The organism is Pseudonocardia sp. TMWB2A (genome assembly GCF_017312135.1).
In genome coordinates, this window is sequence record NZ_QKQY01000002.1 from 904,297 (window position 1) to 928,984 (window position 24,688).

The 24,688-nt window shown below is 75.7% G+C and carries 23 protein-coding genes; 10 read left to right on the forward strand and 13 right to left on the reverse strand.

Annotated elements, in window-relative coordinates; genetic code table 11:
* Positions 1 to 16: 16 nt before the first annotated feature.
* Positions 17 to 1,858 carry a sensor histidine kinase gene (locus tag DMP17_RS18645; protein WP_255655384.1) on the forward strand — a complete coding sequence of 614 codons (1,842 nt, stop codon included), beginning with the start codon at positions 17 to 19 and terminating at the stop codon, positions 1,856 to 1,858.
* Between the two features lie 184 nt (positions 1,859 to 2,042).
* Here DMP17_RS18645 and DMP17_RS18650 read toward each other — a convergent pair whose 3' ends face one another.
* The 9 genes from DMP17_RS18650 to rimP all read right to left on the reverse strand — a co-directional run bounded on the left by DMP17_RS18650 (position 2,043) and on the right by rimP (position 11,372).
* Positions 2,043 to 3,482 carry an MATE family efflux transporter gene (locus tag DMP17_RS18650; protein WP_337830190.1) on the reverse strand — a complete coding sequence of 480 codons (1,440 nt, stop codon included), beginning with the start codon at positions 3,480 to 3,482 and terminating at the stop codon, positions 2,043 to 2,045.
* Positions 3,479 to 4,120 (reverse strand): class I SAM-dependent methyltransferase, encoded by a 642-nt coding sequence (locus tag DMP17_RS18655; RefSeq protein WP_373324103.1) that lies wholly within the window; start codon positions 4,118 to 4,120, stop codon positions 3,479 to 3,481. The genes DMP17_RS18650 and DMP17_RS18655 overlap by 4 nt, the downstream gene beginning before the upstream one ends.
* Positions 4,121 to 4,249: 129 nt before the next feature.
* Positions 4,250 to 5,248: a DHH family phosphoesterase gene (locus DMP17_RS18660; RefSeq protein ID WP_337830191.1), complete on the reverse strand. Its 999-nt coding sequence runs from the start codon at positions 5,246 to 5,248 to the stop codon at positions 4,250 to 4,252.
* The gene (rbfA, locus tag DMP17_RS18665; protein ID WP_226355806.1) at positions 5,245 to 5,691 is read right to left on the reverse strand and encodes a 30S ribosome-binding factor RbfA; all 447 of its coding nucleotides are present in this window, start codon (positions 5,689 to 5,691) and stop codon (positions 5,245 to 5,247) included. Before rbfA ends, DMP17_RS18660 begins: the two co-directional genes overlap by 4 nt.
* Before the next feature lie 111 nt (positions 5,692 to 5,802).
* Positions 5,803 to 6,096 carry a DUF503 domain-containing protein gene (locus DMP17_RS18670; RefSeq protein WP_337830192.1) on the reverse strand — a complete coding sequence of 98 codons (294 nt, stop codon included), beginning with the start codon at positions 6,094 to 6,096 and terminating at the stop codon, positions 5,803 to 5,805.
* A 69-nt stretch (positions 6,097 to 6,165) separates the two neighbouring features.
* Complete coding sequence (infB, locus tag DMP17_RS18675; protein ID WP_226365943.1) at positions 6,166 to 9,192, reverse strand: translation initiation factor IF-2; 3,027 nt, start codon at positions 9,190 to 9,192, stop codon at positions 6,166 to 6,168.
* Between the two features lie 97 nt (positions 9,193 to 9,289).
* A complete protein-coding gene (locus tag DMP17_RS18680) occupies positions 9,290 to 9,676 on the reverse strand; it encodes a YlxR family protein (RefSeq protein ID WP_083474617.1) in 387 nt (128 codons plus the stop codon).
* 35 nt (positions 9,677 to 9,711) lie between these two features.
* The gene (gene nusA / locus DMP17_RS18685; RefSeq protein ID WP_226355803.1) at positions 9,712 to 10,755 is read right to left on the reverse strand and encodes a transcription termination factor NusA; all 1,044 of its coding nucleotides are present in this window, start codon (positions 10,753 to 10,755) and stop codon (positions 9,712 to 9,714) included.
* Entirely contained in the window at positions 10,752 to 11,372 is a 621-nt protein-coding gene (gene rimP, locus DMP17_RS18690) for a ribosome maturation factor RimP (RefSeq protein ID WP_226355802.1), read from the reverse strand. Before rimP ends, nusA begins: the two co-directional genes overlap by 4 nt.
* Before the next feature lie 322 nt (positions 11,373 to 11,694).
* Between rimP and DMP17_RS18695 the strand changes: the two genes are divergently transcribed.
* Entirely contained in the window at positions 11,695 to 12,240 is a 546-nt protein-coding gene (locus DMP17_RS18695; protein ID WP_226355801.1) for a hypothetical protein, read from the forward strand.
* A complete protein-coding gene (locus DMP17_RS18700; RefSeq protein WP_062401114.1) occupies positions 12,237 to 12,719 on the forward strand; it encodes a ferritin-like domain-containing protein in 483 nt (160 codons plus the stop codon). Before DMP17_RS18695 ends, DMP17_RS18700 begins: the two co-directional genes overlap by 4 nt.
* Before the next feature lie 13 nt (positions 12,720 to 12,732).
* Here DMP17_RS18700 and DMP17_RS18705 read toward each other — a convergent pair whose 3' ends face one another.
* A complete protein-coding gene (locus DMP17_RS18705; RefSeq protein ID WP_337830193.1) occupies positions 12,733 to 13,800 on the reverse strand; it encodes an aminotransferase class V-fold PLP-dependent enzyme in 1,068 nt (355 codons plus the stop codon).
* 37 nt (positions 13,801 to 13,837) lie between these two features.
* On the opposite strand from DMP17_RS18705, the gene DMP17_RS18710 reads away from it, so the two are divergent.
* Positions 13,838 to 14,248 (forward strand): secondary thiamine-phosphate synthase enzyme YjbQ, encoded by a 411-nt coding sequence (locus DMP17_RS18710; protein ID WP_226355798.1) that lies wholly within the window; start codon positions 13,838 to 13,840, stop codon positions 14,246 to 14,248.
* A gap of 95 nt (positions 14,249 to 14,343) precedes the next feature.
* Positions 14,344 to 15,120, forward strand: coding sequence for a hypothetical protein (locus DMP17_RS18715; RefSeq protein ID WP_337830194.1), 777 nt, complete (start codon positions 14,344 to 14,346; stop codon positions 15,118 to 15,120).
* Between the two features lie 62 nt (positions 15,121 to 15,182).
* Here DMP17_RS18715 and DMP17_RS18720 read toward each other — a convergent pair whose 3' ends face one another.
* Complete coding sequence (locus tag DMP17_RS18720) at positions 15,183 to 16,928, reverse strand: proline--tRNA ligase (RefSeq protein ID WP_337830195.1); 1,746 nt, start codon at positions 16,926 to 16,928, stop codon at positions 15,183 to 15,185.
* 65 nt (positions 16,929 to 16,993) lie between these two features.
* On the opposite strand from DMP17_RS18720, the gene DMP17_RS18725 reads away from it, so the two are divergent.
* A complete protein-coding gene (locus DMP17_RS18725; RefSeq protein WP_060711411.1) occupies positions 16,994 to 17,416 on the forward strand; it encodes a PPOX class F420-dependent oxidoreductase in 423 nt (140 codons plus the stop codon).
* A 45-nt stretch (positions 17,417 to 17,461) separates the two neighbouring features.
* On the opposite strand, the gene metX is transcribed toward DMP17_RS18725, so the two are convergent.
* Entirely contained in the window at positions 17,462 to 18,598 is a 1,137-nt protein-coding gene (metX, locus tag DMP17_RS18730) for a homoserine O-acetyltransferase MetX (protein WP_226356682.1), read from the reverse strand.
* 25 nt (positions 18,599 to 18,623) lie between these two features.
* On the reverse strand, positions 18,624 to 19,934 hold the full coding sequence (locus DMP17_RS18735; protein ID WP_226355794.1) for a bifunctional o-acetylhomoserine/o-acetylserine sulfhydrylase: 1,311 nt from the start codon (positions 19,932 to 19,934) through the stop codon (positions 18,624 to 18,626).
* Positions 19,935 to 20,211: 277 nt separating this feature from the next.
* Between DMP17_RS18735 and yaaA the strand changes: the two genes are divergently transcribed.
* From yaaA to DMP17_RS18755, 4 genes are all read left to right on the forward strand, one after another.
* Positions 20,212 to 20,961: a peroxide stress protein YaaA gene (gene yaaA, locus DMP17_RS18740; protein ID WP_337830196.1), complete on the forward strand. Its 750-nt coding sequence runs from the start codon at positions 20,212 to 20,214 to the stop codon at positions 20,959 to 20,961.
* Positions 20,962 to 20,999: 38 nt separating this feature from the next.
* Entirely contained in the window at positions 21,000 to 21,470 is a 471-nt protein-coding gene (locus DMP17_RS18745; RefSeq protein ID WP_226355792.1) for a hypothetical protein, read from the forward strand.
* Between the two features lie 247 nt (positions 21,471 to 21,717).
* Positions 21,718 to 22,644, forward strand: a complete 927-nt coding sequence (locus DMP17_RS18750) for an RIO1 family regulatory kinase/ATPase domain-containing protein (RefSeq protein WP_337832698.1) — start codon at positions 21,718 to 21,720, stop codon at positions 22,642 to 22,644.
* Between the two features lie 248 nt (positions 22,645 to 22,892).
* Positions 22,893 to 24,683, forward strand: a complete 1,791-nt coding sequence (locus DMP17_RS18755; RefSeq protein ID WP_443217894.1) for a DEAD/DEAH box helicase — start codon at positions 22,893 to 22,895, stop codon at positions 24,681 to 24,683.
* Positions 24,684 to 24,688: the final 5 nt, after the last annotated feature.

Consider the following 24,688-nt stretch of genomic DNA (forward strand, 5'->3'; position numbering starts at 1 on the left):
GGCACGTCCTCCTCCCATGACCGTCGCACCCCCGCGGAGCCCCGAGGCCCGCGGGGGTGTCGACGTCCCGGCCGGTGCACGGGTCCCCCTGCCGCTCCCGCGGTGGCAGGCTGGGCCCGTGCGCCGGCCGTTCCGTTCCTCGCCGCCGCTGCGCCGGTCGCGGCTGGTGCGGCGGCTGTTCCTGCTGCAGGTCGTCACCGTGCTGCTGACCGTCGGCGGGCTCGCCGCGCTCGGCGGCTACGGCGCGAGCCGCCTGGAGCACGACGCCGCGGGCCGGCTCACCACCGCCACCGCGCTGTCGCTCGCCTCGGACCCCGAGGTCGTCGACGCCGTCCGCGACGGCGGCGGTCTCGCCGCCCTCTCCGCCCGCCTCCAGCCCGTCGCCGAGCGGGTCCGGCGGGCCACGAACACCGGCTTCATCGTCGTGATGTCCCCGCAGGGCGTCCGCTACAGCCACTACAACCCCGCCGAGATCGGCCTGATCTACCAGGGCAACATCGCCCCGGCGCTGGCCGGGGAGACCTCGACCGAGGTCTACACCGGCACCCTGGGGCCCTCGGTCCGCACCGTCACCCCGGTCCTGGTCGACGGCCGGATCGCCGCGGTCATCTCCGTCGGCGTGCTGCAGACCCGGATCAGCGACCTCGCGCTGCGCTCGCTGCCCGGGATCATCGCGGCCGCCGCGGTGGCGGTGCTCGTCGGCTCGGGGCTGGCGGTGCTGCTGGCCCGGCGGCTGCGCCGCCAGACCCTGGGGCTGGAACCCGAGGACATCACCGCCGCCTACACCCACCACGAGGCGGTGCTGCACGCCGTCGGCGAGGGGCTGCTGGTCGTCGACGGCGACGGGCGGCTCGTCGTCGTCAACGCCGAGGCCCGGCGGCTGCTCGGCCTGCCCGGCCACGACTCCCCCGACGACCCCGCCGTCCCGGGGCGGCCGCTCGCCGGGCTCGGCATGGACCCCGCCGTCGCCGCCGTGCTCACCAGCGGGCTGCGCTCGGACCTGCGCGACCGGGCCGCCCTGGCCGGGGAGCGGGTGCTGCTGGTCAACAGCAGGCACGCCGGGCCGGCCGCGGGACCGGGGACGCGGGTGTTCACCCTGCGCGACCGCACCGAGCTGGCCGGGGTGCTGCGCGAGCGCGACGAGGCCCGCGACACCGTCGCCGCGCTGTCCGGGCAGGCGCACGAGTTCGGCAACCGGCTGCAGACCGTGCTGACCCTGATCGAGCTGGGCGACACCGCCGACGCCGCCGCGGCCGGCACCGCCGCGCTGGACCGCACCCGCGGACCCGGTGCACGGGTCGTGGCCGAGGTCTACGACCCGGTCCTCGCCGCGCTGCTCGCGGACAAGGCGTGGCAGGCCTCCGAGCACGACGTCACCTTCGCCGTCACCGACGCCTGCGACCCCGACGTACTGCCGGACCTGCGGCTGCCCTTCGCCGCGGACGACCTGGTCTCCCTGGTCGGCAACCTCGTCGACAACGCGGTCGAGGTCGTCACCGGGCGCGCCGGGGAGCGGTCGGTCGCCGTCGTCCTGCGCACCGGGCCCGACGGCCGCGAGCTGCTCCTGGAGGTCGCCGACAGCGGCCCCGGGGTGCCCCCGGACACCGCCCGCGAGCTGTTCACCTTCGGGTTCAGCACCCGCGCGACGCCCGGCGGCCGCCCCCGCGGCATCGGGCTGGCGCTGGTCGACCGGATCGCCCGCCGCCTCGGTGGGTCGGTGACGGTCGGTACCCGCGACGACGGCAGCGGCGCCGTGTTCACCGTGCGGCTGCCCCTCCCCTCCCAGGACACGGGCCCGGAACCCGGTGCGGGCGTCACGCCACGGTCGTCGGAGGTGCCGGTCACCGACCGGACCTGAACCACGCCGGGGCCCGCGCTCCGCCGCACCCCACCGCATCGCGCCGCGCCATGGCCCGCCGCGCCCCGCCGCGGCCCCCGCCGAGTGGTACGTCACGTCCCTCCGGGCCCCACCGCCGGGTACGTGGTGTGCCACTCGCCGCGAAGAGCCCGGTGCCGCACCACCGCCGGTGTGGGACGGACGGTCAGGCCCGGATCTGGCCCGGGACCGCCCAGCGCCCCGACCGCGCCCGCAGCCCGACCGCGACCAGGCGCACCACCATGAACGCGGCGAGCCCGGTCCAGATCCCGGCCAGTCCCCACCCGAACAGCAGCGACAGCCAGATCATCGGCAGGAACCCGCCGAGCGCGGCGAGCAGCGTCGTGGTGCGCAGGAAGGCCGCGTCGCCGGCGCCGAGCAGCACGCCGTCCAGGGCGAACACCACCCCGGCGATCGGCTGCAGCGCGGTGAAGAACCACCACGCCGCGGGGATCGCCGCGAGGACCGCCGCGTCGCGGGTGAACACCGGCGGCAGGACGGGATAGAGCGCGGCGAACAGCACGCCGAACCCGCAGCCGAGCACGAGGCCGTAGCGGGTGACCCGGGCGGCGAGCGACCGCGCCGGCCCGGTGTCCGCACGGTCGCCGTCGGCACCGCGCCCGCCGTCCGCACCGTGTCCGCCGTCCGCACCGTGTCCGCCGTCCGCACCGTGTCGGCCGTCCGCGCCACCCAGGGCGGCCCCGACCAGCGACTGCGCGGCGATCGCGACCGCGTCGAGCACCAGGGACTGGAACACCCACAGCTGCAGCACGATCTGGTGCGCGGCGACGGACTCGGACCCGAACCGAGCGGCCACCGCCGTCGCGGACAGGAAGCAGGCCTGGAACCCCAGCGACCGCACGATCAGGTCGCGACCCATCGTCGCCTGCGAACGGAGCACCGCGGCGTCCGGGACGAAGCGGACCGGGTCACCGGCGGGCGCGCGCCGTCGTTCGACGACCAGCGCCCGCAGGAACAACGACGCCGCGACGGCCTGCCCCGCGACGTTGGCGACCGCCGAGCCCTCCAGCCCCCAGCCCGCCCAGTCCCCCGCCCCGTGCACCAGCAGCGGGCAGAGCAGCGCGGACAGCAGGTTGCCGCCGATCACGATCCACATCGGGCGACGGGTGTCCTGCACCCCGCGCATCCAGCCGTTGCCGGCCAGCGTCACCAGGACCAGCGGGGCGCCGAGCAGCGCGATCCGCAGCCACGACACCGCGCCCTCGGCGATCACCGGGTCCCCGGCGAGCAGCCCCGCCAGCGGTGCCGCGGCGAGCTGTCCGAGCAACACGACCAGCAGCCCGACGCCCAGCGCCAGCCAGGTCGCCTGCACGCCCTCCGCCACCGCGGCCGACCGGCGCCCGGCGCCGTAGAACCGGGACGCGCGCGCCGTCGTCCCGTAGGACAGGAACGTCAGCTGGGTCGTGACCTGCGCGAACAGCACCGCGGCGACGGCGAGCGAGGCCAGCGGCAGCCCACCCAGCCGTCCGACGACGGCCGTGTCGACCAGCAGGAACAGCGGCTCGGCCGCCAGCACCGGGAGCGCGGGCAGGGCGAGCCGGAGGATGTCACGGGGCCCGCCCGCGATGGGGGCGGGCCGGGTCACCGACGGGGACGACGGCAGAGGAAGCAGAACGCGGGCGGCAGGTTGCGCCACACCGTACGGGTCATCACGACCTCGTCGAACGTGTCGTGCAGGGCCGCCTTGAACCGCCGCGCCGAGGGCATCGGCAGGGTGTGGGAGTAGGCGAACGTCGCGAACGCGCCGGTCTCCCCCACCGCCCCGACGACCTGGTCGAGGATCTCCTGCTGCATCGTCCGGTCGAACAGCGACCAGGGCAGCCCGGAGATCACCGCGTCGACCGAGGTGATGTCGCGCTCGGCGAGCAGCGACCCCAGCTTGCGGGCGTCACCGTTCACGACCTCGACGCCCGGGTGACGGTCCTGCAGGAAGCGGGCCATCCGCGGGTCGAGCTCGACGGCCAGGTGCCGGCCCTCCGGCGGGAGCCGCCTGCCGACCTGCGTGGTGACGGCGCCGGTGCCCGGCCCCAGCTCCACGACGACCGGCGCGCCGTGCCCCGGCGCGATACGGGCCAGCTTCGCCGACAGCCGCGGCGAGCTCGGCCACACCGCACCCACCTGGGCCGGGTTGCGCAACCAGGCCCGGAGGAACTCCGGCCACCCGCTGGGCTCGTTGCCGTGACTGTCGTCGCCCCCGCGGGCCGCAGCGGGCTCGGATCGCACCGCACACCTCCTGGTCTCGCGGGACACGCTACGTGCCCCGGTGCCGCGACACCGGACCGCCCCGAGGTCCACCCGATCGTGGTGTCGCGGCGATGTACCCCGGATGAACCCGATCGACCGGGCACGTGCTCAGCGGGCCAGCTCCGCCCGGAGCAGCTCCAGGAGCCCGTCGCGGGTACCGGAGCGTTCGAACCCGGCGGCACCGGTGTGCCCGCCACCGCCGAGCGCCGTCGCCACCCGGGACAGGTCCGGGGACCCGTTGCCGCGCAGCGACACCGACCACTCCCCCGGCGCCGTCTCGGTCAGCAGCGCCGCCACCCCGCCCCCGGCCGCGGCCTGCAGCGGCCCGACCAGGGCGACCGTGCGGTCGCGGAACCGGGTCGCGGTCGCCACGTCGACGGCGGCCCACACCAGGTCCGCCCCCGCGGCGACGCCCGCCTCCCGGTGGGCCCCGGCCAGCACCGTGGCCTGCGCGGCGAGCCACGCGAACGGCACCGGACCGCCGATGTCACGCAGCAGCGGAGCGGGCTCGACGCCGGCGTCGACGAGCTCGGCGCCCAGCCGGAGCGCCTCCGCACCGCCGCGCCGGAAACCACCGGTGTCGGTGTAGAGCCCCGCGAACAGGGACCGGGCGAGGACCGCGTCCAGCGGGGTGCCCAGCTCGGCGAGCACCGCCCGGACGAGCGTCACCGTCGCCGGGGCGCCCGGGTCGACGAGGTACCGGTCCGTGAACGCCACGAACGACGCGTGGTGGTCCACCGCCAGCGACGACCCGGCCGTGTCCAGCACCGGCTCCAGGTCCCCCAGCCGGGGGGACGACGAGATGTCGCAGCAGACCAGCAGGTCCGGCGCGCGCGGCGCGTCCACCGAGGCGACGACCAGCCCGTCGGGGTCGAGGGTGTCGACCAGCCCGGCGGGCACCGGGTCCGGCCCGCCGAATGACACGGTGACCGGGGTCCCCGCGCGGTGCAGCGCCGTGGCCAGGGCCAGGGCGCTGCCCGCGGCGTCCGCGTCGGGCCGGACGTGCCCGACCACGAGCACGTCACGGGCCCGGCGCAGCACCGCCGCGGCCTCGGCCGGATCGACCGGACCGGGACCCGGGACGGTCTCGTGCGCGCCGCTGGTCACTCGGCGTCGGTCTCCCGCGGGGCCTTGTACGGGTCCGCCTCCCCCGCCGGCGACGCCGTGGCCGCCAGCCGGGCCACCTCCTCGTCGGAGGCGCGGGTGCGGGCCAGCAGCTCCTCCATCCGGCGGGCCGTGTCCGGCACCGCGTCCAGCACGAACGCGAGGCTCGGCGTGTGCCGCACCCCGGTCTGCTGTCCCACCCGGCTGCGGAGCACCCCGCTCGCGCTCTGCAGCGCGGCGGCGGCCCCCGCGGTGTCCGGCTCCTCCTCCAGCGAGGCACCCATGACCGTGTAGAACACGGTCGCCTCGCGCAGGTCGCCGGTGACACGGGTGTCGGTGATCGTCACCATCGCCAGCCGCGGGTCCTTCACCTCGTGCTCGAGGGCCTCCGCGACGATCTGCGAGATCCGCTTCGCGAGCTTGCGCGCGCGGGCCTGGTCGACCATGTCCTGCTCCTTCCAGCGGGTCGTGCGAGCCCGAGTCTAGGCACGGGTCGCGGGGTCACGCCGCGTTCGATTCTCGGTCCTGCTGGTCCGTCCCCCGGCCACCGCCGGGGCTCAGTCCTCGTCGGGGCCGAACAGCCGGGTCCGGGCCGACAGCAGCTCCAGCTCGGGGCGGGCGGCCACCAGCCGCTCGCACCGCTCCAGCAGGGCACGGACGTGCCCCGCGTCGGCGGCGACACAGCTCACCCCGATCAGCGCACGCCGGTGCAGGTCCAGATGGCCCGCCTCGACCGCCGCCACCTCGAACCGGCGCAGCTCGGCCAGCAGCGGACGCACCGCCGAGCGCTTCTGCTTCAGCGACCGGACGTCGCCGAGCAGCACGTCACAATCCAGGGAGCCGACGTACACACACACCTCCGCTGACGCCGACGGGGCGGCCGGTGACCGGCCGCCCCGTCGGAGCGCGTTCGTCAGCCGCTAGTCGCGCGGCTTCTCCCGCATCTCGAACGTCTCGATGACGTCGTCGACCTTGATGTCGCCGTAGGTACCGAGCGTCAGACCGCACTCGAAGCCCTCGCGGACCTCGACCACGTCGTCCTTGAACCGGCGCAGCGACGAGATCGGGAGGTTCTCGTGGATCACCTTCGAGTCGCGCAGCAGGCGCGCCCGGGCGTTCCGGCGGATCTCCCCACCCATCACCAGGCAACCGGCGATCGTGCCGAACTTCGAGGACTTGAAGACCTCGCGGACCTCCGCGCGGCCCAGCTCGACCTCCTCGTACTCCGGCTTGAGCATGCCCTTGAGGGCCGCCTCGATCTCGTCGATCGCCTGGTAGATCACCGAGTAGTAGCGGATCTCGACGCCCTCGCGGTTGGCCAGCTCCGTGGCCTTGCCCTCGGCACGGACGTTGAAGCCCATGACGATGACGTTGTCCGCGATGGCGAGGTTGATGTCGCCCTCGGTGATACCGCCGACGCCGCGGTGGATGACCCGCAGCTCGACCTCCTCACCCACGTCCAGCTTCATCAGGGCTTCCTCGAGCGCCTCGACGGTGCCCGAGTTGTCACCCTTGATGATCAGGTTGAGGGTGTTGGTCTCTTTCAGCGCGGCGTCCAGGTCCTCCAGGCTGACGCGCTTGCGACGGCTCGCCAGCTCGGCGTTGCGCTCACGGGCGCGGCGCCGGTCGGCGATCTGGCGGGCCACCCGGTCCTCGTCCACGACGAGGAACGTGTCGCCCGCACCCGGCACCGACGTCAGACCGATGACCTGCACCGGACGCGACGGGAGCGCCTCGGTGACGTCCTGGCCGTGCTCGTCGACCATGCGCCGGACGCGCCCGGAGGCGTCGCCGGCCACGACCGAGTCGCCGACCCGGAGCGTTCCGCGCTGGACCAGCACCGTGGCCACCGGGCCGCGACCGCGGTCCAGGTGACCCTCGATGGTGACGCCCTGCGCCTCCATCTCGGGGTTGGCCCGCAGGTCGAGCGCCGCGTCGGCGGTCAGCAGGACCGCCTCCAGCAGACCCTCGATGTTGGTGCCCTGCTTCGCGGAGATGTCGACGAACATGGTGTCGCCGCCGTACTCCTCGGCCACCAGGTTGTACTCGGTGAGCTGCTGGCGGATCTTCTGCGGGTTCGCACCCTCGACATCGATCTTGTTGACCGCGACGACGATCGGCAGACCGGCCGCCTGCGCGTGGTTGATCGACTCGACGGTCTGCGGCATCACGCCGTCGTCCGCCGCCACCACGATGACCGCGATGTCGGTGGACTTCGCACCACGGGCACGCATGGCGGTGAACGCCTCGTGACCCGGGGTGTCGATGAACGTGATGAGCCGCTCCTCGCCCTCGAGCTCGGCCGCGACCTGGTAGGCGCCGATGTGCTGGGTGATGCCGCCGGCCTCGCCCTCGCGGACGTTCGCCTTGCGGACCGTGTCCAGCAGCCGCGTCTTACCGTGGTCGACGTGACCCATGACGGTCACGACCGGCGGACGGGCCTCGAGCGCGTCCTCGTCGCCCGGGTCACCGAACTCGATGTCGAACGACTCCAGCAGCGCACGGTCCTCCTCCTCGGGGGAGACGACCTGCACGCGGTAGTTCATCTCCTGGCCGAGCAGCTCCAGGATCTCGTCCGAGACCGACGCGGTGGCCGTGACCATCTCACCGAGGTGGAACAACACCTGCACCAGCGAGGCCGGGTTGGCGTTGATCTTCTCGGCGAAGTCGGTCAGCGACGCGCCACGCGGCAGCCGGATCGTCTCGCCGTTGCCCTTGGGCAGGCGGACGCCGCCCACCGAGGGCGCGGCCATGGCGTCGTACTCCTGGCGCTTCTGCCGCTTCGACTTGCGACCCTTGCGGGCCGGACCGCCGGGACGGCCGAACGCACCCGCGGCACCGCCGCGACCACGCGCACCGCCACCACCGGGACGACCGCGGAAACCGCCGCCGGCCGGGGGCGGACCACCGGGACCGCCGCCACCGGGACGGAAACCGCCGCCACCGCCACCGGGACGACCGCCACCGGGGCCACCACGGCCACCGCCGGGGCCACCACGACCGCCGCCGGGGCCACCACGACCACCGGCACCGGCGCCGGGACGACCCGCAGCCGGACGCGCGGGCATCATGCCCGGGTTCGGCCGCGGAGGCATGTTGCCCGGGTTCGGACGGGGACCGCCCGCACCCGGAGCGCCACCCGGACGGGGCGGACGCGGCGGGGCCTCACCGGAACGCGCGGCCGGAGCCTCGGGACGGCCGCCGCCCTGCTGGCCGCCACCGCCCTGCTGGGGCTGCGGCGGGCCGGGACGCGGGCCCGGCTTGGGCGAACCCTGGCCGACGCCGAACGGGTTGTTGCCGACGCGCGGCTGGCGCGGGCCCGGACGGGCGCCACGCTCACCGGGCTGGCCGGCGGGACGCGGGGCGCCACCGCCCTGGCCACCCTGTCCCTGTCCCGGACGGGGCGCGGGGGCGGGCTTCGGCGCGGCCGGACCCGGCTTCGGGGCCGCCGGACCGGGCTTCGGCGCGGCGGAACCGGGCCGCGGCGCGGCCGGGGCCTCGGCGGCCGCGGCGGGGGTCTCGACGGCCGGAGCCGCCGGGGCCTGCGGGCCGGGCTTGGGCGCGGCCGGTCCCGGCTTCGGGACGTCGGTGCGCGCCGCGGGCTGCGCCGGCGACGGGGCACCCGGGGTGGGTGCCGCGGGGGCCGGCGGACCCGGACGCGGGCCGGGCTTGGGGGCCGGACCCGGGGTCGGGCGCGACGGCGACGGGGCGCCGGAGCCACCGGCGCGCGGACGACCGCCACCGGGCGCGCCGGAACCGCGGCGCTGACCGCCGGCGGCGCCCCCACCGGAGGCCATCGCGTCGCGCAGCTTGCGCGCGACCGGGGCCTCCACGGTGGAGGAGGGGGACTTCACGTACTCCCCCAGGTCCTGCAGCTTGCTGAGGACCTGCTTACTGCTGATTCCGAGCTCTTTCGCGAGCTCGTGCACGCGGGCCTTGCCTGCCACTGCTCTCCTCATCCTGACCGGAGGCCGGGCGGCAGCATCCCGCTCGACCTCGAACCTAGTGTCGAAGCACGTTCATGGTGCGATCTTCACTGCTGGCTCATGACTGGTCGACCTTGCTTTCTTCCGATGACGGGTCCGAGAGGTTCCCGGGCCCCAGCGGGTCGCGCGGCTCCTGCAGCCACCGCCTGACGGCGGTGACGTCCGGTGCCGAGCGGACGCGTAACGCCCGGGCGAACGCCGAGCGTCGCTCGGCCCTGTCCAGGCACCCCGTCGAGAGGTGCAACCAGGCACCCCGTCCGGGGAGGCGGCGGCGCGGATCCGGAATGCAACGTCCGTTCTCCACGACCACCCGCAACAGTACGTCGGCCCGTTCCCGGGTCCGGCACCCCACACAGGTCCGGATCGGAACCGACCGGGTGTGCGTGGGCGACGGTCCGCGACCGCGGGCCGATGACGAGTGTAGCGCAGGGCGATCGTCGGGCATTCCCTCGCCCGACCCCTGCTGTTGATCTCCGTCGGTCAGGACGGCTCCCCGGCGGGGTCGGCCGGCCCACCGTCGGGGGTGACCGGGTCGCGCGGGTCGGCGTCGCTGCGGATGTCGATCTTCCAGCCGGTGAGCCGGGCGGCGAGACGGGCGTTCTGCCCCTCCTTGCCGATCGCCAGCGACAGCTGGAAGTCCGGCACGACGACGCGGGCGATCCGGGCGCGCTCGTCGAGCACGGTCACCGAGACCACCTTCGACGGCGAGAGCGCGTTGCCGACGAACTCGGCCGGGTCCTCGGACCAGTCGATGATGTCGATCTTCTCGCCGGCCAGCTCGCCCATCACGCCGCGCACCCGGGCACCCATCGGGCCGATGCAGGCGCCCTTGGCGTTGAGCCCGGAGCGGGTCGAGCGCACCGCGATCTTGGAGCGGAACCCGGCCTCACGGGCCACCGAGACGATCTCGACGGAGCCGTCGACGAGCTCGGGCACCTCGAGGGCGAACAGCTTGCGCACCAGGTTCGGGTGGGTCCGGGAGAGCGTGATCGAGGTGCCCCGCGGGCCGCGGTTCACGCCGATGACGAAGCAGCGGATCCGGTCGCCGTGCTTGTAGACCTCGCCGGGCACCTGCTCGGCGGCGGGCAGCACGGCCTCGGTGCCACCGGAGAGCTCGACCACGACGACGCCGCGGGCGTTGGCGCGCGCGTCGCGCTGCACGATGCCCGCGACGACCTCGCCCTCCTTGGTGGAGAACTCGCCGTAGGTGCGCTCGTGCTCGGCGTCGCGCAGCCGCTGCAGGATGACCTGGCGGGCGGTGGTCGCCGCGATCCGGCCGAAGCCCTCGGGGGTGTCGTCGAACTCCGGGCCGGGGGTGCCGTCCTCGGAGGCGTCGGCCGCGTCGCGGACCATGACCCGCACCACACCGGTCTTGCGGTCGATGTCGACGCGGGCGTCCGGGTGGTGGCCGTCGGTGTGCCGGTAGGCGGTGAGCAGCGCCGTCTCGATGGCCGAGAGGACCGTCTCGAACGGGATCTCCTTGTCCCGCTCGATCGCGCGCAGCGCGGGGATGTCGACGTTCACCGGTTCTCCTCGTCGCGGACGGTCTCGACGGCGCCGCCGTCATGGGTCGTGGGGGCCCCGTCGGCCCCGTCGGTGCTGCCGGACAGCGCGTCCGGGTCGAGCAGTGCGGTCTCGGCGGGCGGGGCGGGCTTGAACTCGACCTGCACCTGGGCGTGGCGGATGTCCGCGAGCGGGATGTCCCGCCGTTCCGGCGCCTTCCGGCCGGGGACCGCGACGGCGACCGTGTCGCCGTCGAGCCGGCCGACCCGGGCCTCGACGACGGTGCCGTCGGTCAGGGTGATCCGCGCCAGGCGCAGGTAGGCCCGCCGCCAGTGCCGGGGCTCGGTGAGCGGCCGGTCGATCCCGGGCGAGGTCACCTCGAGCGTGTACGAGCCCTCGATGAGGTGCTCGTGCGGGTCCAGCTCCGCGGCCGCGGAGCGGCTGAGCCGGGCGATGACGTCGAGGTCGATGCCGGTCGCGGGCGAGGACTCGGGCAGGTCGACGACGAGCTTGACCGAGTGCCGTCGCCCGGCGGTGCGGACCTCCACGGCGTCGATCTCCAGCCCGGCCCCGTGGACCACCGGCTCGAGCACGCCGCGCAGCTGGTCTGCCAGCTGTGCGGGGTCCGGACTGCGCATCGGGTGACTCTCCTCGTGTCAGGGTGCCCGCCGTGGTGGTGACCGGTCGGCGGGGCTTCGGGTGGGCGTCGATCGTGGTGCCGCGACCGCCGGTGGGCGGGCACGTCGGACGCTTGCGGACGGCATACGACAGCGGCGCCGCACACCGCGACGCGTCCGGACGGGACCGGACGGTGCCGGTGACGGTGGGGACGGCCGACGAGCCTAGCGCGTCGGCCCGGCGGGCCGCCGGTCGGTGGCCCGTCGGTGGGCGGTCGTCCGCGGCCCGGGCGGGCACGGTCGGTGCCGGGCGGCCCGGCACGTGCTGGCAGCATGACCCGACGTGAACGACCGCGAGCCATCCGTGTCGCCCCGGGTGTCCCCGGCCGGGCCGCCGCCGTCGGTGACCCCGTCGCCGGTGACCGGCCGCGGCGGTGTCCGTCCGACGCGGCGCCAGGTGCTGGTGACCGCGGCCGCGGTGGCCGCGATGGTGCCGCTGGCGGGCTGCTCGAGCGCGACGACGCGCACCGAGGACGCCTCCGACGCCCTGCTCGCGCTCGCCGACGCCGCCCGGTCCGACGCCGCGCTGATCGTCGCCGCGGTGACCGGCGACCCGTCGCTCGCGGGCCGGCTGGAGCCGCTGCGCGCGGCCCGGATGGAGCACGCGGCCGCGCTAGACCAGGCGGGCGGGCGCACCCCGGGCCAGATCGCCGCCCCCGCGACACCGCCGTCGGGTGACCTCGCCGCGGTGCGCGACGCCGTCGCCGGGTCGGCCCGCAGCGCGGGCGAGGTCGTCCCCCGCGCCTCGGCGCTGCAGGTGGGCCTGGTCGCCGAGGTCGCCGCCTGCTGCGCCACCTACGCGGCCGTCCTGACCGGGGCGCCGGCGTGAGCGCGGGTCCGCGGCCGCGGCAGTCCTCCGACGACGAGCCGCAGGTCCCCCAGGTCACCGTCGAGGCACTGCAGCGGGCACTCGCCTGCGAGCACGCGGCGCTGTGGGCGTACAAGATGGCGCTCGCGTTCATCCCCCCGGAGTGGGCGACCCGGGCCCGCGGGGACATCGAGGCCCACACCACCCTGCGCGGCCAGATCACCCAGACCCTGTCCGACATCGGGCAGCGGCCGGTCTCGGCGCAGCCGGCGTACGCGGCCCCGCAGCCCGTCGTCGACGGGGTGTCGGCCGGGGCGCTGCTGGTGTCGGCCGAGACCGACGCGATCGCCGCCTGGCGGTCGGTGACCGAGCGGTCGTCGTCGGTCCCGCTGCGCGAGGCCGGGCTGAAGGCGATGGTCGAGTGCACCGGCCGGCTCGCGTACTGGCGCGGGGTCACCGAGCGGTCCCCGGTCGTGCCGGTGTTCCCCGGCCGCAGCTGAGGGGTCGCGGCGCTCAGCGGAGCGCCGCGGCGGCCGCCTCGACGTCGTCGGGGGTGGTCGACAGGTGGAACGCCAGCCGGGCGGCCCCGTCGCGCACGGCTGCGGTGATCCCGGCCGCGGCCAGCCGGTCGGCCGCCCCTTCGGCGCGCACCGACACGATGGCCGACCCGGCCGGCGGCATCCCGAGCCGCTCGCGCAGGGTGTCGGCGAGACCGACACAGTGCGCGCGCAGGCCGTCGGCGTCGAGCGAGGCCAGCCAGGGCAGCGTCACCGCGGCTCCGGCGTGGGCGAACCAGACCGGGGCCTCCTCGCCGCCGGCCGGTCCGGGCAGCGCGGGCGGGTCCGGGGTGTAGAGCCCGCCGCCCCAGCGGTGCCGGGTGCCGTACCAGCCCGCGGAGTGCGGGACGGGCTCCGGCCAGCGCGACCCGGCGGGCGGCCCGTCCACCCAGGACGGACGCCGGGCCAGCCAGGCGGTGCCGCGCGGCGCGAGCAGCCACTTGTACCCGGACCCGACGACGGCGTCGGCGTCGTGCAGGCGCAGCGGGAGCCACCCGGCGGCCTGGGTGACGTCGAACAGCAGCCGCACGCCGCTGCGGGCGCGGGCGGCGAGCAGCGCGTCGACGTCGGCGATCGCGCCGTCGGCGGACTGCACCACCGACACCGCGACGAGATCGTGGTCACCGGCGTGGGCCGCCAGCTCCGGGAGCGGCACCTCGGTCACCCGGACCCCGCGGTGGGCCTGCACCGCGAACGGCCGAGTCACCGAGGAGAACTCGCCACGGGCGACGAGCACGCGGGTGCCGTCGGGCACCGACGCGGCGAGCGGACCGATCAGGCCGGAGGTCGTGGCGCCCTGCGCGACGTCGGCGACCGGCACCCCGGTGATCGCGGCGAACCCGGCGCGGGCCGCCTCGACGTCGTCGTCGAAGTCCTTCGGCGAGGCCGCGCCGACCGCCCAGCGCGCCACGACGTCGGCGACCACCGCCGACGCCCGGAGGGGCGGGATGCCGATGCTCGCGGTGTTCAGGTAGCCGGGCCGGTGTGGCAGTTCCCACCCGGCGAAGGTGACCGTGTCGTCCACGCTGCCCGAGCGTAGTGAGCGTCCTAGTGTCGGGGGCGTGCACAGCGAGCTGATCGAGATCCGGACCGGTTCCGAGGAGACCGTCGTGGACCTGACGCACCGGATCGAACGCTTCCTGTCCGACTGCGGTGCCGGTGACGGCCTGCTCAACGTCTTCGTGCCGCACGCGACGGCCGGGATCGCCGTCATCGAGACCGGCGCGGGCAGCGACTCCGACCTGCTCGAGCAGCTGCGCGAGCTGCTCCCCGCCGACGACCGGTGGCAGCACCGGCACGGCAGCTCCGGGCACGGGCGCGACCACGTGCTGCCCGCGTTCGTGCCGCCGTCGACGACGGTGCCGGTGATCGACGGCCGCCCCGCGCTGGGGACCTGGCAGTCGATCTGCCTGGTCGACACCAACATCGACAACCCGACGCGGTCGGTGCGGCTGACGCTGCTGCCGGGCTGAGCCCCGCCGCACGCCCCGGACCGCCGGGCGACCGCGGTCGGCCGCCCGCCGGAACACCGCACCGGGGTCGCGCGACACCGCCGTACGCTGCGCCGGTGACCTCCGGCCGGACGACGACGACCGACCGCCCGGCTCCCGCGACACCGTCGCGCCCGGGCGACCCCTCCCCCGGTTCCGGGCGACGGCTGCGTCCCGCGCTGGCCGCCGCCGTCGCCGTGCTGGTCGTGGCCGGCGCGGTGGCCGGGCTCGGCGGCATCCGCCCGGACTCCACCACGGCCACCCCGGCCGGACCGGCCGCCCCCGCACCGGCCCCGGCTCCGGCCGCGGAGCCCGCCGCGTTCGCCGTCACGCCTCCGCCGGGGTGGACGGCCCCGACCGCCGGCGCGCCCGCCCTGGACGTGTTCGGGGTGCCGTTCGCCCGGCTCGCCGAGGCGCCGCCGTTCGCCGCGGGCGACTGCCCCGTCGGCGCCGCGCCGCGCGGGGTCGCCGCGGCCGCACTCGTCGCCGTCCCGGCCGGGACGACCGTCGAGCAGGCCGCGCAGGCGTTCGCCCGCGGCGCCGGGGAGTCGGCCTACGCCGGCTCCGCACCGCAGGTGGCGGTCGGGCCGCCCGGGCCGCGTCCGGGCAGCGGTGAGCCGGGGACGTGGGTCGAGGCCACGGTCCGCACCGACGGCACCGCGTCGGGGGCCGGCGGGTGCCGCGCCACCGACGGCGCGGTCGGTGTGCTGGCGGTCCCCCGCACCCAGGCCCGGGACGGGTCGGTCGGCGTCGCGATGCTGGTCGTCGCCGCGGACGCGGGCGGCGGTCCGGGCGACGCGGTCCCCCGCTCGGCCCTCACCGACCTCGCCGCCTCGGCGGTCCGCCCCGGCTGACCCCGGAACGCACGGAGCGGGCCCCTCCGGCGAGGGACCCGCCCGTGCGGTGGCGGTACGGCTCAGGCCCCGCGGACGATCCCCGCGACGAGCTCGGCGGCACCGGCGCGGTCGATCTCGCTCCGCTCGCCGGTGGCGCGGTCCTTGAGCTCCAGCTTCCCGTCGGCGAGCCCCCGCCCGACGACGACGATCGTCGGGACCCCGATCAGCTCGGCGTCGGCGAACTTCACGCCGGGGCTGGCCTTGCGGTCGTCGAGGACGACCGACAGGCCACGGGCCTCCAGCTCGGCGGCGACGGCCTCGCCGCCCTCCAGCAGCTCCGCGGACTTGCCCGCGACGACGACGTGCACGTCGAACGGCGAGACCGAGCGCGGCCACGCGAGGCCGGAGCCGTCGTGGGACTGCTCGGCGACCGCGGCGACCAGCCGGGACACCCCGATGCCGTAGGAGCCCATCGTGATCCGGACCGGCTTGGAGTCCGGGCCCAGCGCGTCGAGGGAGAAGGCGTCGGCGTACTTGCGGCCGAGCTGGAAGATGTGCCCGATCTCGATGCCGCGGGCGGCCTCCAGCACGCCGGTGCCGTCCGGCGACGGGTCCCCGGCGCGCACCTCGGCGGCCTCGATCGTGCCGTCCGGGGTGAAGTCCCGGCCCGCGACGAGGTCGACGACGTGGTGGTCGGACTTGTCCGCGCCGGTGACCCAGGCGGTGCCGGTGACGATCCGGGGGTCGACCAGGAAGCGGACGCCGTTCGCGGCGAGCGCGCCCGGGCCGATGTAGCCCTTCACGAGGAACGCGTTGCGCGCGAAGTCGGCCTCGTCGAGGAGCTCGACCTGGGCCGGCTCCAGCGCGGCCTCGAGGCGCTTCATGTCGACCTCGCGGTCGCCGGGGACGCCGATGCCCAGCAGCTCCCACTCGGCCGCACCCGGCTGCCGCGTCTTGACCAGCACGTTCTTCAGCGTGTCGGCCGCGGTGAAGGTGCGCTCGGTGTGCGCGTTGAGGAAGTCGACCAGCGACTCGATGGTCGGGGTGTCCGGGGTGTGGTGCACCTGCGCCGCGGGCAGCCCGTCGAGCGGGATCGCCGGGGGCGCGGGCGTGGTGACGGCCTCGACGTTCGCCGCGTAGCCGCCGGGACCGCGGACGAAGGTGTCCTCACCGGTCTCGGACTCGGCGAGGAACTCCTCCGACGCCGAGCCGCCCATCGCGCCCGAGGTGGCCGCGACGACGACGTAGCGCAGCCCGAGCCGGTCGAAGATCCGCACGTAGGCGTCGCGGTGCTTGCGGTAGGACTCGGACAGGCCCTCGTCGGTCAGGTCGAACGAGTACGAGTCCTTCATGAGGAACTCGCGGCCGCGCAGGATGCCCGCGCGGGGCCGCTCCTCGTCGCGGTACTTGTTCTGGATCTGGTAGAGGATGACCGGGTAGTCCTTGTACGACGAGTACTCGCCCTTGACCGCGAGGGTGAACAGCTCCTCGTGGGTCGGGCCGAGCAGGTAGTCACCGCCCTTGCGGTCCTTCAGGCGGAACAGGTTCGGGCCGTACTCGGTCCACCGGTTCGTCGCCTCGTAGGGCTCGCGCGGCAGCAGCGCCGGGAACTGGATCTCCTGGCCGCCCATGGCGTCCATCTCCTCGCGCACCACGTTCTCGATGCGGCGGAGCACCTTGAGACCGAGCGGGAGCCAGGAGTACACGCCCGGGGCCACGCGACGGACATAACCGGCGCGGACCAGCAGCTTGTGGCTGGGTACCTCCGCGTCGGCCGGGTCCTCACGCAGGGTGCGCAGGAACAGCGACGACATCCGGGTCAACACCTGGAGAAGAGTAGCGAGGCACACCGACAGGTCTCATCCCGGTTCCGGGCGGGCAGACTCGGGGCATGGGAGACGAACAGCACGAGCTGCTCGCTGGGGCACGCCAGGGCGTCCTCGCGACGATCAAGCGCAGTGGCATGCCCCAGCTGTCGCCGGTGACGCCGTACTACGACCGCGCGGCCGGCACGGTGCAGGTGTCGATGACCGAGGGGCGGGCCAAGACCGCGAACCTGCGGCGGGACCCGCGGGCGGCGCTGTCGGTGGAGAGCGCCGACGGCCGCTCCTGGGCGACGGCCGAGGGGCCGGTGGAGCTGGTCGGCCCCGACGACTCCCCCGACGGCCCCGCCGTGCAGGCGCTGGTCGACTGGTACCGCGCCGCGGCCGGGGAGCACCCGGACTGGGACGAGTACCGCGAGGTCATGGTCCGGGACCGGCGGGTGCTGATGACGATGCGGGTGCAGCGCGTCTACGGGGAGAACCTGGGCTGACGGCGGTCCGGCCGGGGCCGCGCCCGGTGGCGCGGCCCCGGCGGATCAGACAGCCTCGTCGAGCAGCTCGGCCAGCAGCCGGGCCACCGTCGGCGTCTCCACCAGGAACCCGTCGTGCCCGTACGGCGAGTCGATCACCTTGAGCGGGTCGGCGCCGGGGATGCCGTCGGCCAGCTCCTGCTGCTCGGCGAGCGGGTAGAGCCGGTCGGAGGTGACCCCGGCGACGTAGGTCCTGGCCCGGACCCGCGACAGCGCCGACGCCACCCCGCCCCGGTCGCGGCCCACGTCGTGGTGGTTCATCGCCTGGGTCAGCCGCACGTAGGACGCGGCGTCGAAGCGGTGCACCAGCTTGTGCGCGTGGTGGTCCAGGTAGGACTCCACGGCGTAGCGGCCGCCGTCGAGGGGGTCCTCTCCCGACTGCGGGTCACGGCCGAACCGGGTCGCCAGCTCGAAGCCCGACCGGTACGACAGGTGCGCGATCCGCCGCGCGACGCCCAGCCCGCGCCAGGGCCCCTCGGGCGTGTCGTGGTAGTCGCCGCCGTGCCAGTGCGGGTCGGAGGTGATGGCCTGGATCTGCGGGCTCGCCCAGCCGATCTGGTCCGCCGACGACGCCGCGGGCCCGGCGAGCAGGAACAGCCGCCGTACCCGGTCGGGCTCGGTGGCCGCCCACTCCAGGGACCGCATGGACCCCATCGAGCCGCCGATCACGCAGGCGAACGCGTCGATGCCGAGCGCGTCGGCCAGGTACTGCTCGGCGACGACCGTGTCCCGCACGGTGACCGTCGGGAACCGGCTGCCCCAGGTCCGCCCGTCCGGCGCGCGGGACGCCGGACCGGTGCTGCCCTGGCAGCCGCCGACCGCGTTCGGCGCGACGACGAACCAGCGGGCCGGGTCCAGCGGGCCGCCCGGCTCGATCAGCCCGGGCCACCAGCCGGACGTCGGGTGCCCGGGGCCGGCCGGGCCCTCCAGGTGCGCGTCGCCGGTGAGGGCGTGCAGGACGAGGACGGCGTTGGAGCCGTCCGGTGCGAGCTCGCCCCATGTCTCGTAGGCCAGGCGCACGCCCGGCAGCTCCCCGCCGGCCGCCAGCTTCAGCGGCGCGGGCAGGTCGAGGAAGTGGCGGCGGCCGGGGTCGTCTCCCTCCCGCCAGGCGCCGCTGGCGGGAGGGAGCTCGATGTCGTTCACGGACACCAGGTAATCAGATCCGCTCTCAGGCGCCCTTCGCGGCGCGGAACCCGGCGTCCAGGTCGGCCTTGAGGTCCTCGATGCCCTCGAGGCCCACCGACAGCCGGACCAGGCCCGGGGTCACACCGGAGGCGAGCTGCTCCTCCGCGGAGAGCTGGCTGTGCGTGGTGGACGCCGGGTGGATGACCAGGCTGCGGACGTCGCCGATGTTGGCGAGGTGGCTGTGCAGCTCGAGGGCGTTGACGAACTTCTTGCCCGCCTCGATGCCGCCCTGCAGCTCGAACGCCACGATCGCGCCGCCGCCCTTGGGCAGGTACTTCTGCTGGAGGGCGTGCCACGGGCTGGACGGGAGACCGGCGTAGTGGACCTTCTCCACCTCGTCGCGGGCCTCCAGCCACTCGGCCAGCGCCTGGGCGTTCTGGTTGTGCCGGTCCATCCGCAGCGACAGCGTCTCGATGCCCTGGATGATCAGGAACGCGTTCTGCGGGGAGATCGCCGGGCCGAGGTCGCGCAGCAGCTGCACGCGGGCCTTGATGATGTAGGCGATCGGGCCGACGGCGTCGGTGAACACCGCGCCGTGGTAGCTCGGGTCCGGGCTGGTCAGGCCGGGGAACCTGTCCTTGTTCGCGACCCAGTCGAACTTCCCGGAGTCGACGATGATGCCGCCGACCGAGGTGCCGTGACCGCCGAGGAACTTGGTCAGGGACTCGACGACGATGTCGGCGCCGTGCTCGATCGGCCGCACCAGGTATGGGGTCGGGACGGTGTTGTCGACGATCAGCGGGACCCCGGCGTCGTGCGCGACACCGGCGACGGCGGCGATGTCGAGGATGTTGCCGCGCGGGTTGCCCAGCGTCTCGCCGTAGAGGGCCTTGGTGTTCGGCCGGATCGCGGCCTTCCACTCCTCCAGGTCGTCGGGGTCCTCCACGAAGGTGACCTCGATGCCCATCTTCGGGAAGGTGTAGTGGAACTGGTTGTAGGTGCCGCCGTAGAGCGAGGCGCTGGAGACGATGTGGTCCCCGGCCTCGGCGATGTTCTGGACCGCGAGCGCCTGCGCGGCCTGCCCGGACGCGACGGCCAGGGCCGCGGCCCCGCCCTCCAGTGCGGCGACGCGCTGCTCCAGCACGTCCTGGGTGGGGTTCATGATCCGCGTGTAGATGTTGCCGAACTCGGCGAGCCCGAACAGGTTCGCGGCGTGGTCGGTGTCGCGGAAGACGTAGGACGTCGTCTGGTAGATCGGCGTGGCCCGGGCGTTCGTGGTCGGGTCGGGTGCGGCGCCGGCGTGCACCTGCTTGGTCTCGAACGACCAGTTGGCGGTGGTGTCGGGGTCGGTCACGGTGGGACTCCTCTTCGGGTCGACCGCCGGGTGTGAGCGTGCCGAGGCGGGCCGGGCCCGGGTCGGTCGATCGCGGCGGCTAATGGGCTGTGGCGGGGCGGACGCGTACGTGGGCCCTCGGACGAGCGCGGGTCAGCGGCAGGGGCGACAGGCCGCGCTCGTGATCCGCATGCAGTCGACGTGGATGCGCGCCACCAGGCAGGTCACGGGCCCGAACCTAGTGCGGTCCCCCGGCGGGCACAACGGGCGCGCGCGGCGATCACTACTCTGATGCGCCGTGCTCGTCCTGCTGCCGCCCTCGGAGACCAAGCGTGACGGCGGCGACGGCCCGCCGCTCGACCTCGCCGCGCTCTCCCACGACGCCGACCTCGGCCCCGTCCGCACGGACCTGTGCGACGAGCTCGTCGCGCTGGCCGGCGACCGTCCGGCCGCGCGCGCCGCGCTCGGGGTGTCGCAGCGCCAGGACGCCGAGATCGACCGCAACGCCGCGCTGCGCACGAACCCGACGCTGCCCGCGCTGGACCGCTACACCGGGGTCCTCTACGACGCCCTCGACGCCGGCTCCTTCACCCGCGCCACCCGGGACCGGGCCCGGTCCCGGCTCGCGGTGTGCTCGGCCCTGTTCGGGCTGCTCGGGGCCGACGACCCGATCCCGCCCTACCGGCTCTCGGCGGGATCCAGGCTGCCCGGCTCGGGTACGCTGGCCGCGCGCTGGCGCCCGACGCTCGACCCGCTGCTGGCCTGCATCGCCGACGGCGAGCTCGTCGTCGACCTCCGCTCCGGCGGCTACGCCGCGCTCGGCACGGTCCCCGGCGCGGTGACGGTGAACGTGCTGGCCCAGCGCCCGGACGGGAGCCGGTCGGTCGTCAGCCACCACAACAAGTCGCACAAGGGCGGCCTGGCCCGGCTGCTGGCGACCTCCCGGGCCGAGCCCGCCGACGCCGGCGCGGTGGCCCGGATCGCGCGGCGGGCGGGGCACCTCGTCGAGCGCGACGGCGACCACCTGGATCTCGTCATCCCGGCCTGAACCCGCGCACCGAGTTGGACATACGGCATGATCCGGGCATGGTCGAGCAGCTGAACCTGTGGGTCGACGCCCTGCACCCGGTGTGGCAGTTCCTGGCGGTGTTCGTGATCGGTGTGGTGCCGTTCCTGGAGTCCTACACGGGCACGCTGGTCGGGACGATCACCGGCATGCCGGTGCTCCTCGCCGCCGCCGGGGCGATCGCGGGCAACGTGCTGGCCCTGGTCGTCGCGGTGCGACTGGGCGACCGGGCCCGGCGGGGACTCGGCCGCCGCGCGTCGCGGCCGCCGTCGGAGCGGCGGCAGAAGGTGATCGCCCGGGTGGACCGCTACGGCGTCCCGGTCGCGTCGCTGCTCGCCCCGACCCTGATGGCCATCTCGCTGACCGCGTTCGGGATGGTCGCGGCGGGACTGGACCGGCGGCAGGTCGTGATCTGGCAGGTCGTGGCCGTCGTGGTGTGGGCGGCGCTGTTCGCCGCGATCGGGCTCGGCGCACTCAGCGCCTTCGGCTGAGCGCAGGGCCCGCGCGGCGCGGAAAACCGGTGGCGGGCCGGGACGGCGTCCGGCAGGGTCGCCACCGGCCGGAGGGACCGGTGGCGCGGCAGGGCTGCGCGGTGCGAGCGGGGAGGTGCGTACCGATGGCCGTCCGTCGTGTCCGGGTGCGCAGCGCGTGCCCGCCCGCACCGTCCCCGTCGCGCGGCACGACCGGTCCCTGAGGACCGGCTCCGCGCGGCACTCCCCGCCGCCTCCGGAGCCGCACGTGTACTCCTCCGACCGTCCCGATCCCGTCCGCCGTCGCCGCCGTTTCGACGACGACGAGCCCCGCCCCCGTCCCGGCCGCGCCGACACCGCCGCGCTCGCCCTGGACGGCCGGGCCGGGCACGACCCCGACACCGCCGAGGTCCCCGGCGGTGGTGACCGCTGGTCCACCTGGCCCGGGCTGCCCGCCGGTGCCCGTGGCCCGCACCCCCGCCCCGGCTGGCTGGTGACCGACGCCGGCGCCGTCGACCACGAGCGCGGGGTGCTCAAGACCGGCAAGGAGGCCGACGTGCACCTCGTCGAACGCGGTCTCCCCGGCCGTGACGGGGTGCTGCTCGCCGCCAAGCGCTACCGCGACCCCGCGCACCGCATGTTCCACCGCGACGCCGGCTACCTGGAGGGGCGCCGCGTCCGGCGCTCCCGGGAGACACGGGCGATGGCGCAGCGCACCGCGCTGGGCCGCGACCTCATCGCCGGGCAGTGGGCGGCGGCCGAGTTCGCCGCACTCGCCCGGCTGCACTCCGCGGGCGCCCCGGTGCCCTACCCGGTGTCGGTCGACGGGACCGAGGTCCTGCTGGAGTTCCTCGGTACCCCCGACGGGCGCGCCGCACCCCGGCTCGCCGCGCTGCGCCCGGACGCGGGCGCGCTGACCGCGCTGTGGCACGACCTCGTCGACGCCCTCGGCGTGCTCGCCGACCTCGGCTGGGCGCACGGCGACCTGTCGGCCTACAACGTGCTCGTCCACCACGGCCGGGCGGTGCTGATCGACCTGCCGCAGGTCGTCGACGTCGTCGGGAACCCGCAGGGACCGGAGTTCCTGGACCGTGACGTCCGACGCATCGGCGAGTGGTTCGTCGCCCGCGGGCTGGACCCCGCCGCACCCGGGCGTCTCCTCGCCGAGCTGCGGGAACGCGCCCTGCTGGGCTGACCCGGCCCGCCGCTCCCCCGGGGCGCGACGCGGCGTCACGCGTCGCGTCCCGGCGGCCCGGCACCGGGGAGCACGGGTACGGCGCGTAGTGTGGATCGACGAGCGCCCGGCCGCCAGAGCCGTCGGGCCGAGCCCTTCCATCACGGAGCGCGCACCGCGACGACGCGCCGCCGCGCCCGGGCCCGTCGGCCGAGCACACCTCCCCCGAGGTCTCCGCAGGACGTGCCACGTTCTCGAGGAGACCTGTCTTGACCAGGCCGCAGTTCCGCCCGCCGTCGTCCGACGCCGGCACCACGTCCGACCGTCCCGCCCGCCGGCGGGCCACCCGCCCGTCCGGGCCGTCCGCCGACGGCGGCGCCCACCGCGGGTCCGCCCGGCGCGACGACCGTCGCACCGAGACCCGCGGCGACGACCGCCGCGACCGTCCCACCCGGGACGACGACCGCCGTGACGCCCCACGTCCGGCCCGGGGCGCCCGCACCGGCGGCCCCGCCCGCGGCGAGCGCTCCGGCGCCCCCCGTGGGGACCGCCCCGCCCGGGGCGAGCGCTCCGGCGACGGCGGCGGCAACCGCGCCGAGCGTCGCGAGCACCTCCAGGACGGGAGCCGGGTCGACCGCGGCCCCGCCCGGTCCGCGCAGCGCGGCGGTGACCGTCCGGCCGCGCGCCGCGGCCGCCGCGGTGGTGGCGCCGCGGCGTCCCGTCCGGCCCCGGCCCGCGCCGCCGCCGTCGCCGCCCCTAAGGCGGAGCCGGAGCCGCAGTGGGTCGAGCCCGAGGACGGCATGCCGTCGTTCGCCGAGCTGGGCCTGCCCGAGCGCCTGACCAAGGCACTGGCCGAGCAGGGTTTCACCGCCCCGTTCCCGGTGCAGGCGGCCACGCTGCCCGACACCCTCGCCGGGCGCGACCTGCTCGGACGCGGCCAGACCGGGTCCGGCAAGACCCTCGCCTTCGGGCTCGCGCTGCTGGCCCGCCTGACCGGGGAGCGCTCCCGCCCGACCGCCCCGCGCGGCCTGGTGCTGGTCCCGACCCGCGAGCTCGCCACCCAGGTCGTCGAGGTCCTGAAGCCGCTGGCGAAGGCGGTCGACCTGCGGGTGACCGACATCGTCGGCGGGATGTCGATGAACAAGCAGGTCGCCGAGCTCCGGCGCGGGGTCGATCTGCTGGTCGCCACCCCGGGCCGGCTGTCCGACCACCTGCAGCAGCGCACCTGCGACCTGTCCGAGGTCACGATCACCGCGCTGGACGAGGCCGACCGCATGGCCGACATGGGCTTCCTGCCCCAGGTCCGCGCGATCCTCGACCGCACCCCCGCCGACGGGCAGCGCCTGCTGTTCTCCGCGACCCTCGACGGCGACGTCGACACCCTGGTCCGGCGCCACCTCACCGACCCGGTGACCCGCTCGGTCGCCCCGCCGACCGGCAGCGTCGCGACGATGGAGCACCACGTGCTCGTCGTCGACCGCGACGACCGGTCCCGCGTCGTCGCCGAGATCGCCGCCCGGGAGGGCCGCACGATCCTGTTCGTGCGCACCAAGCACGGCGCCGACCGGATGGTGCGGGTGCTGCGCCGCGAGGGCGTCGCCGCCGGGCCGCTGCACGGTGGCCGCTCGCAGAGCCAGCGCAACCGCGCGCTCGACGACTTCCGCTCCGGTGCGGTGCCGGTACTCGTCGCGACCGACGTCGCGGCCCGCGGCATCCACATCGACGACGTCGGGCTCGTCGTGCACGTCGACCCGCCCGCCGACCCCAAGGCCTACCTGCACCGCGCCGGGCGTACCGCCCGGGCCGGTGAGGACGGCGTCGTGGTGACGCTGGCGATGCCCGAGCAGCGCGCCGAGGTGGACCTGCTCACCCGCCAGGCCGGGGTCTCCGCCGAGGTCTCGACGGTCCGCCCGGGGCACCCTGACCTGGTCCGCGTGACCGGTGCGCGGGAGCCGTCCGGCGAGCCGATCGTCGTCGCCAAGCCGCCGAAGCCGGCGCCCCGCCGCCGCCCGGCCGCGGGCGGGGCCGCGCGCACCGACCGGCCGCGCCGCCGGCGCTGACCTCC

Coding starts and splice junctions, on each gene's coding strand:
- DMP17_RS18645 (WP_255655384.1), top strand. CDS start 17: ATGACCGTCGCACCCCCGCGGAGCCCCGAGGCCCGCGGGGGTGTCGAC.
- rbfA (WP_226355806.1), bottom strand. CDS start 5,691: ATGGTCGACCAGGCCCGCGCGCGCAAGCTCGCGAAGCGGATCTCGCAG.
- DMP17_RS18680 (WP_083474617.1), bottom strand. CDS start 9,676: ATGCCCGACGATCGCCCTGCGCTACACTCGTCATCGGCCCGCGGTCGC.
- rimP (WP_226355802.1), bottom strand. CDS start 11,372: ATGCGCAGTCCGGACCCCGCACAGCTGGCAGACCAGCTGCGCGGCGTG.
- DMP17_RS18725 (WP_060711411.1), top strand. CDS start 16,994: ATGGGAGACGAACAGCACGAGCTGCTCGCTGGGGCACGCCAGGGCGTC.
- DMP17_RS18745 (WP_226355792.1), top strand. CDS start 21,000: ATGGTCGAGCAGCTGAACCTGTGGGTCGACGCCCTGCACCCGGTGTGG.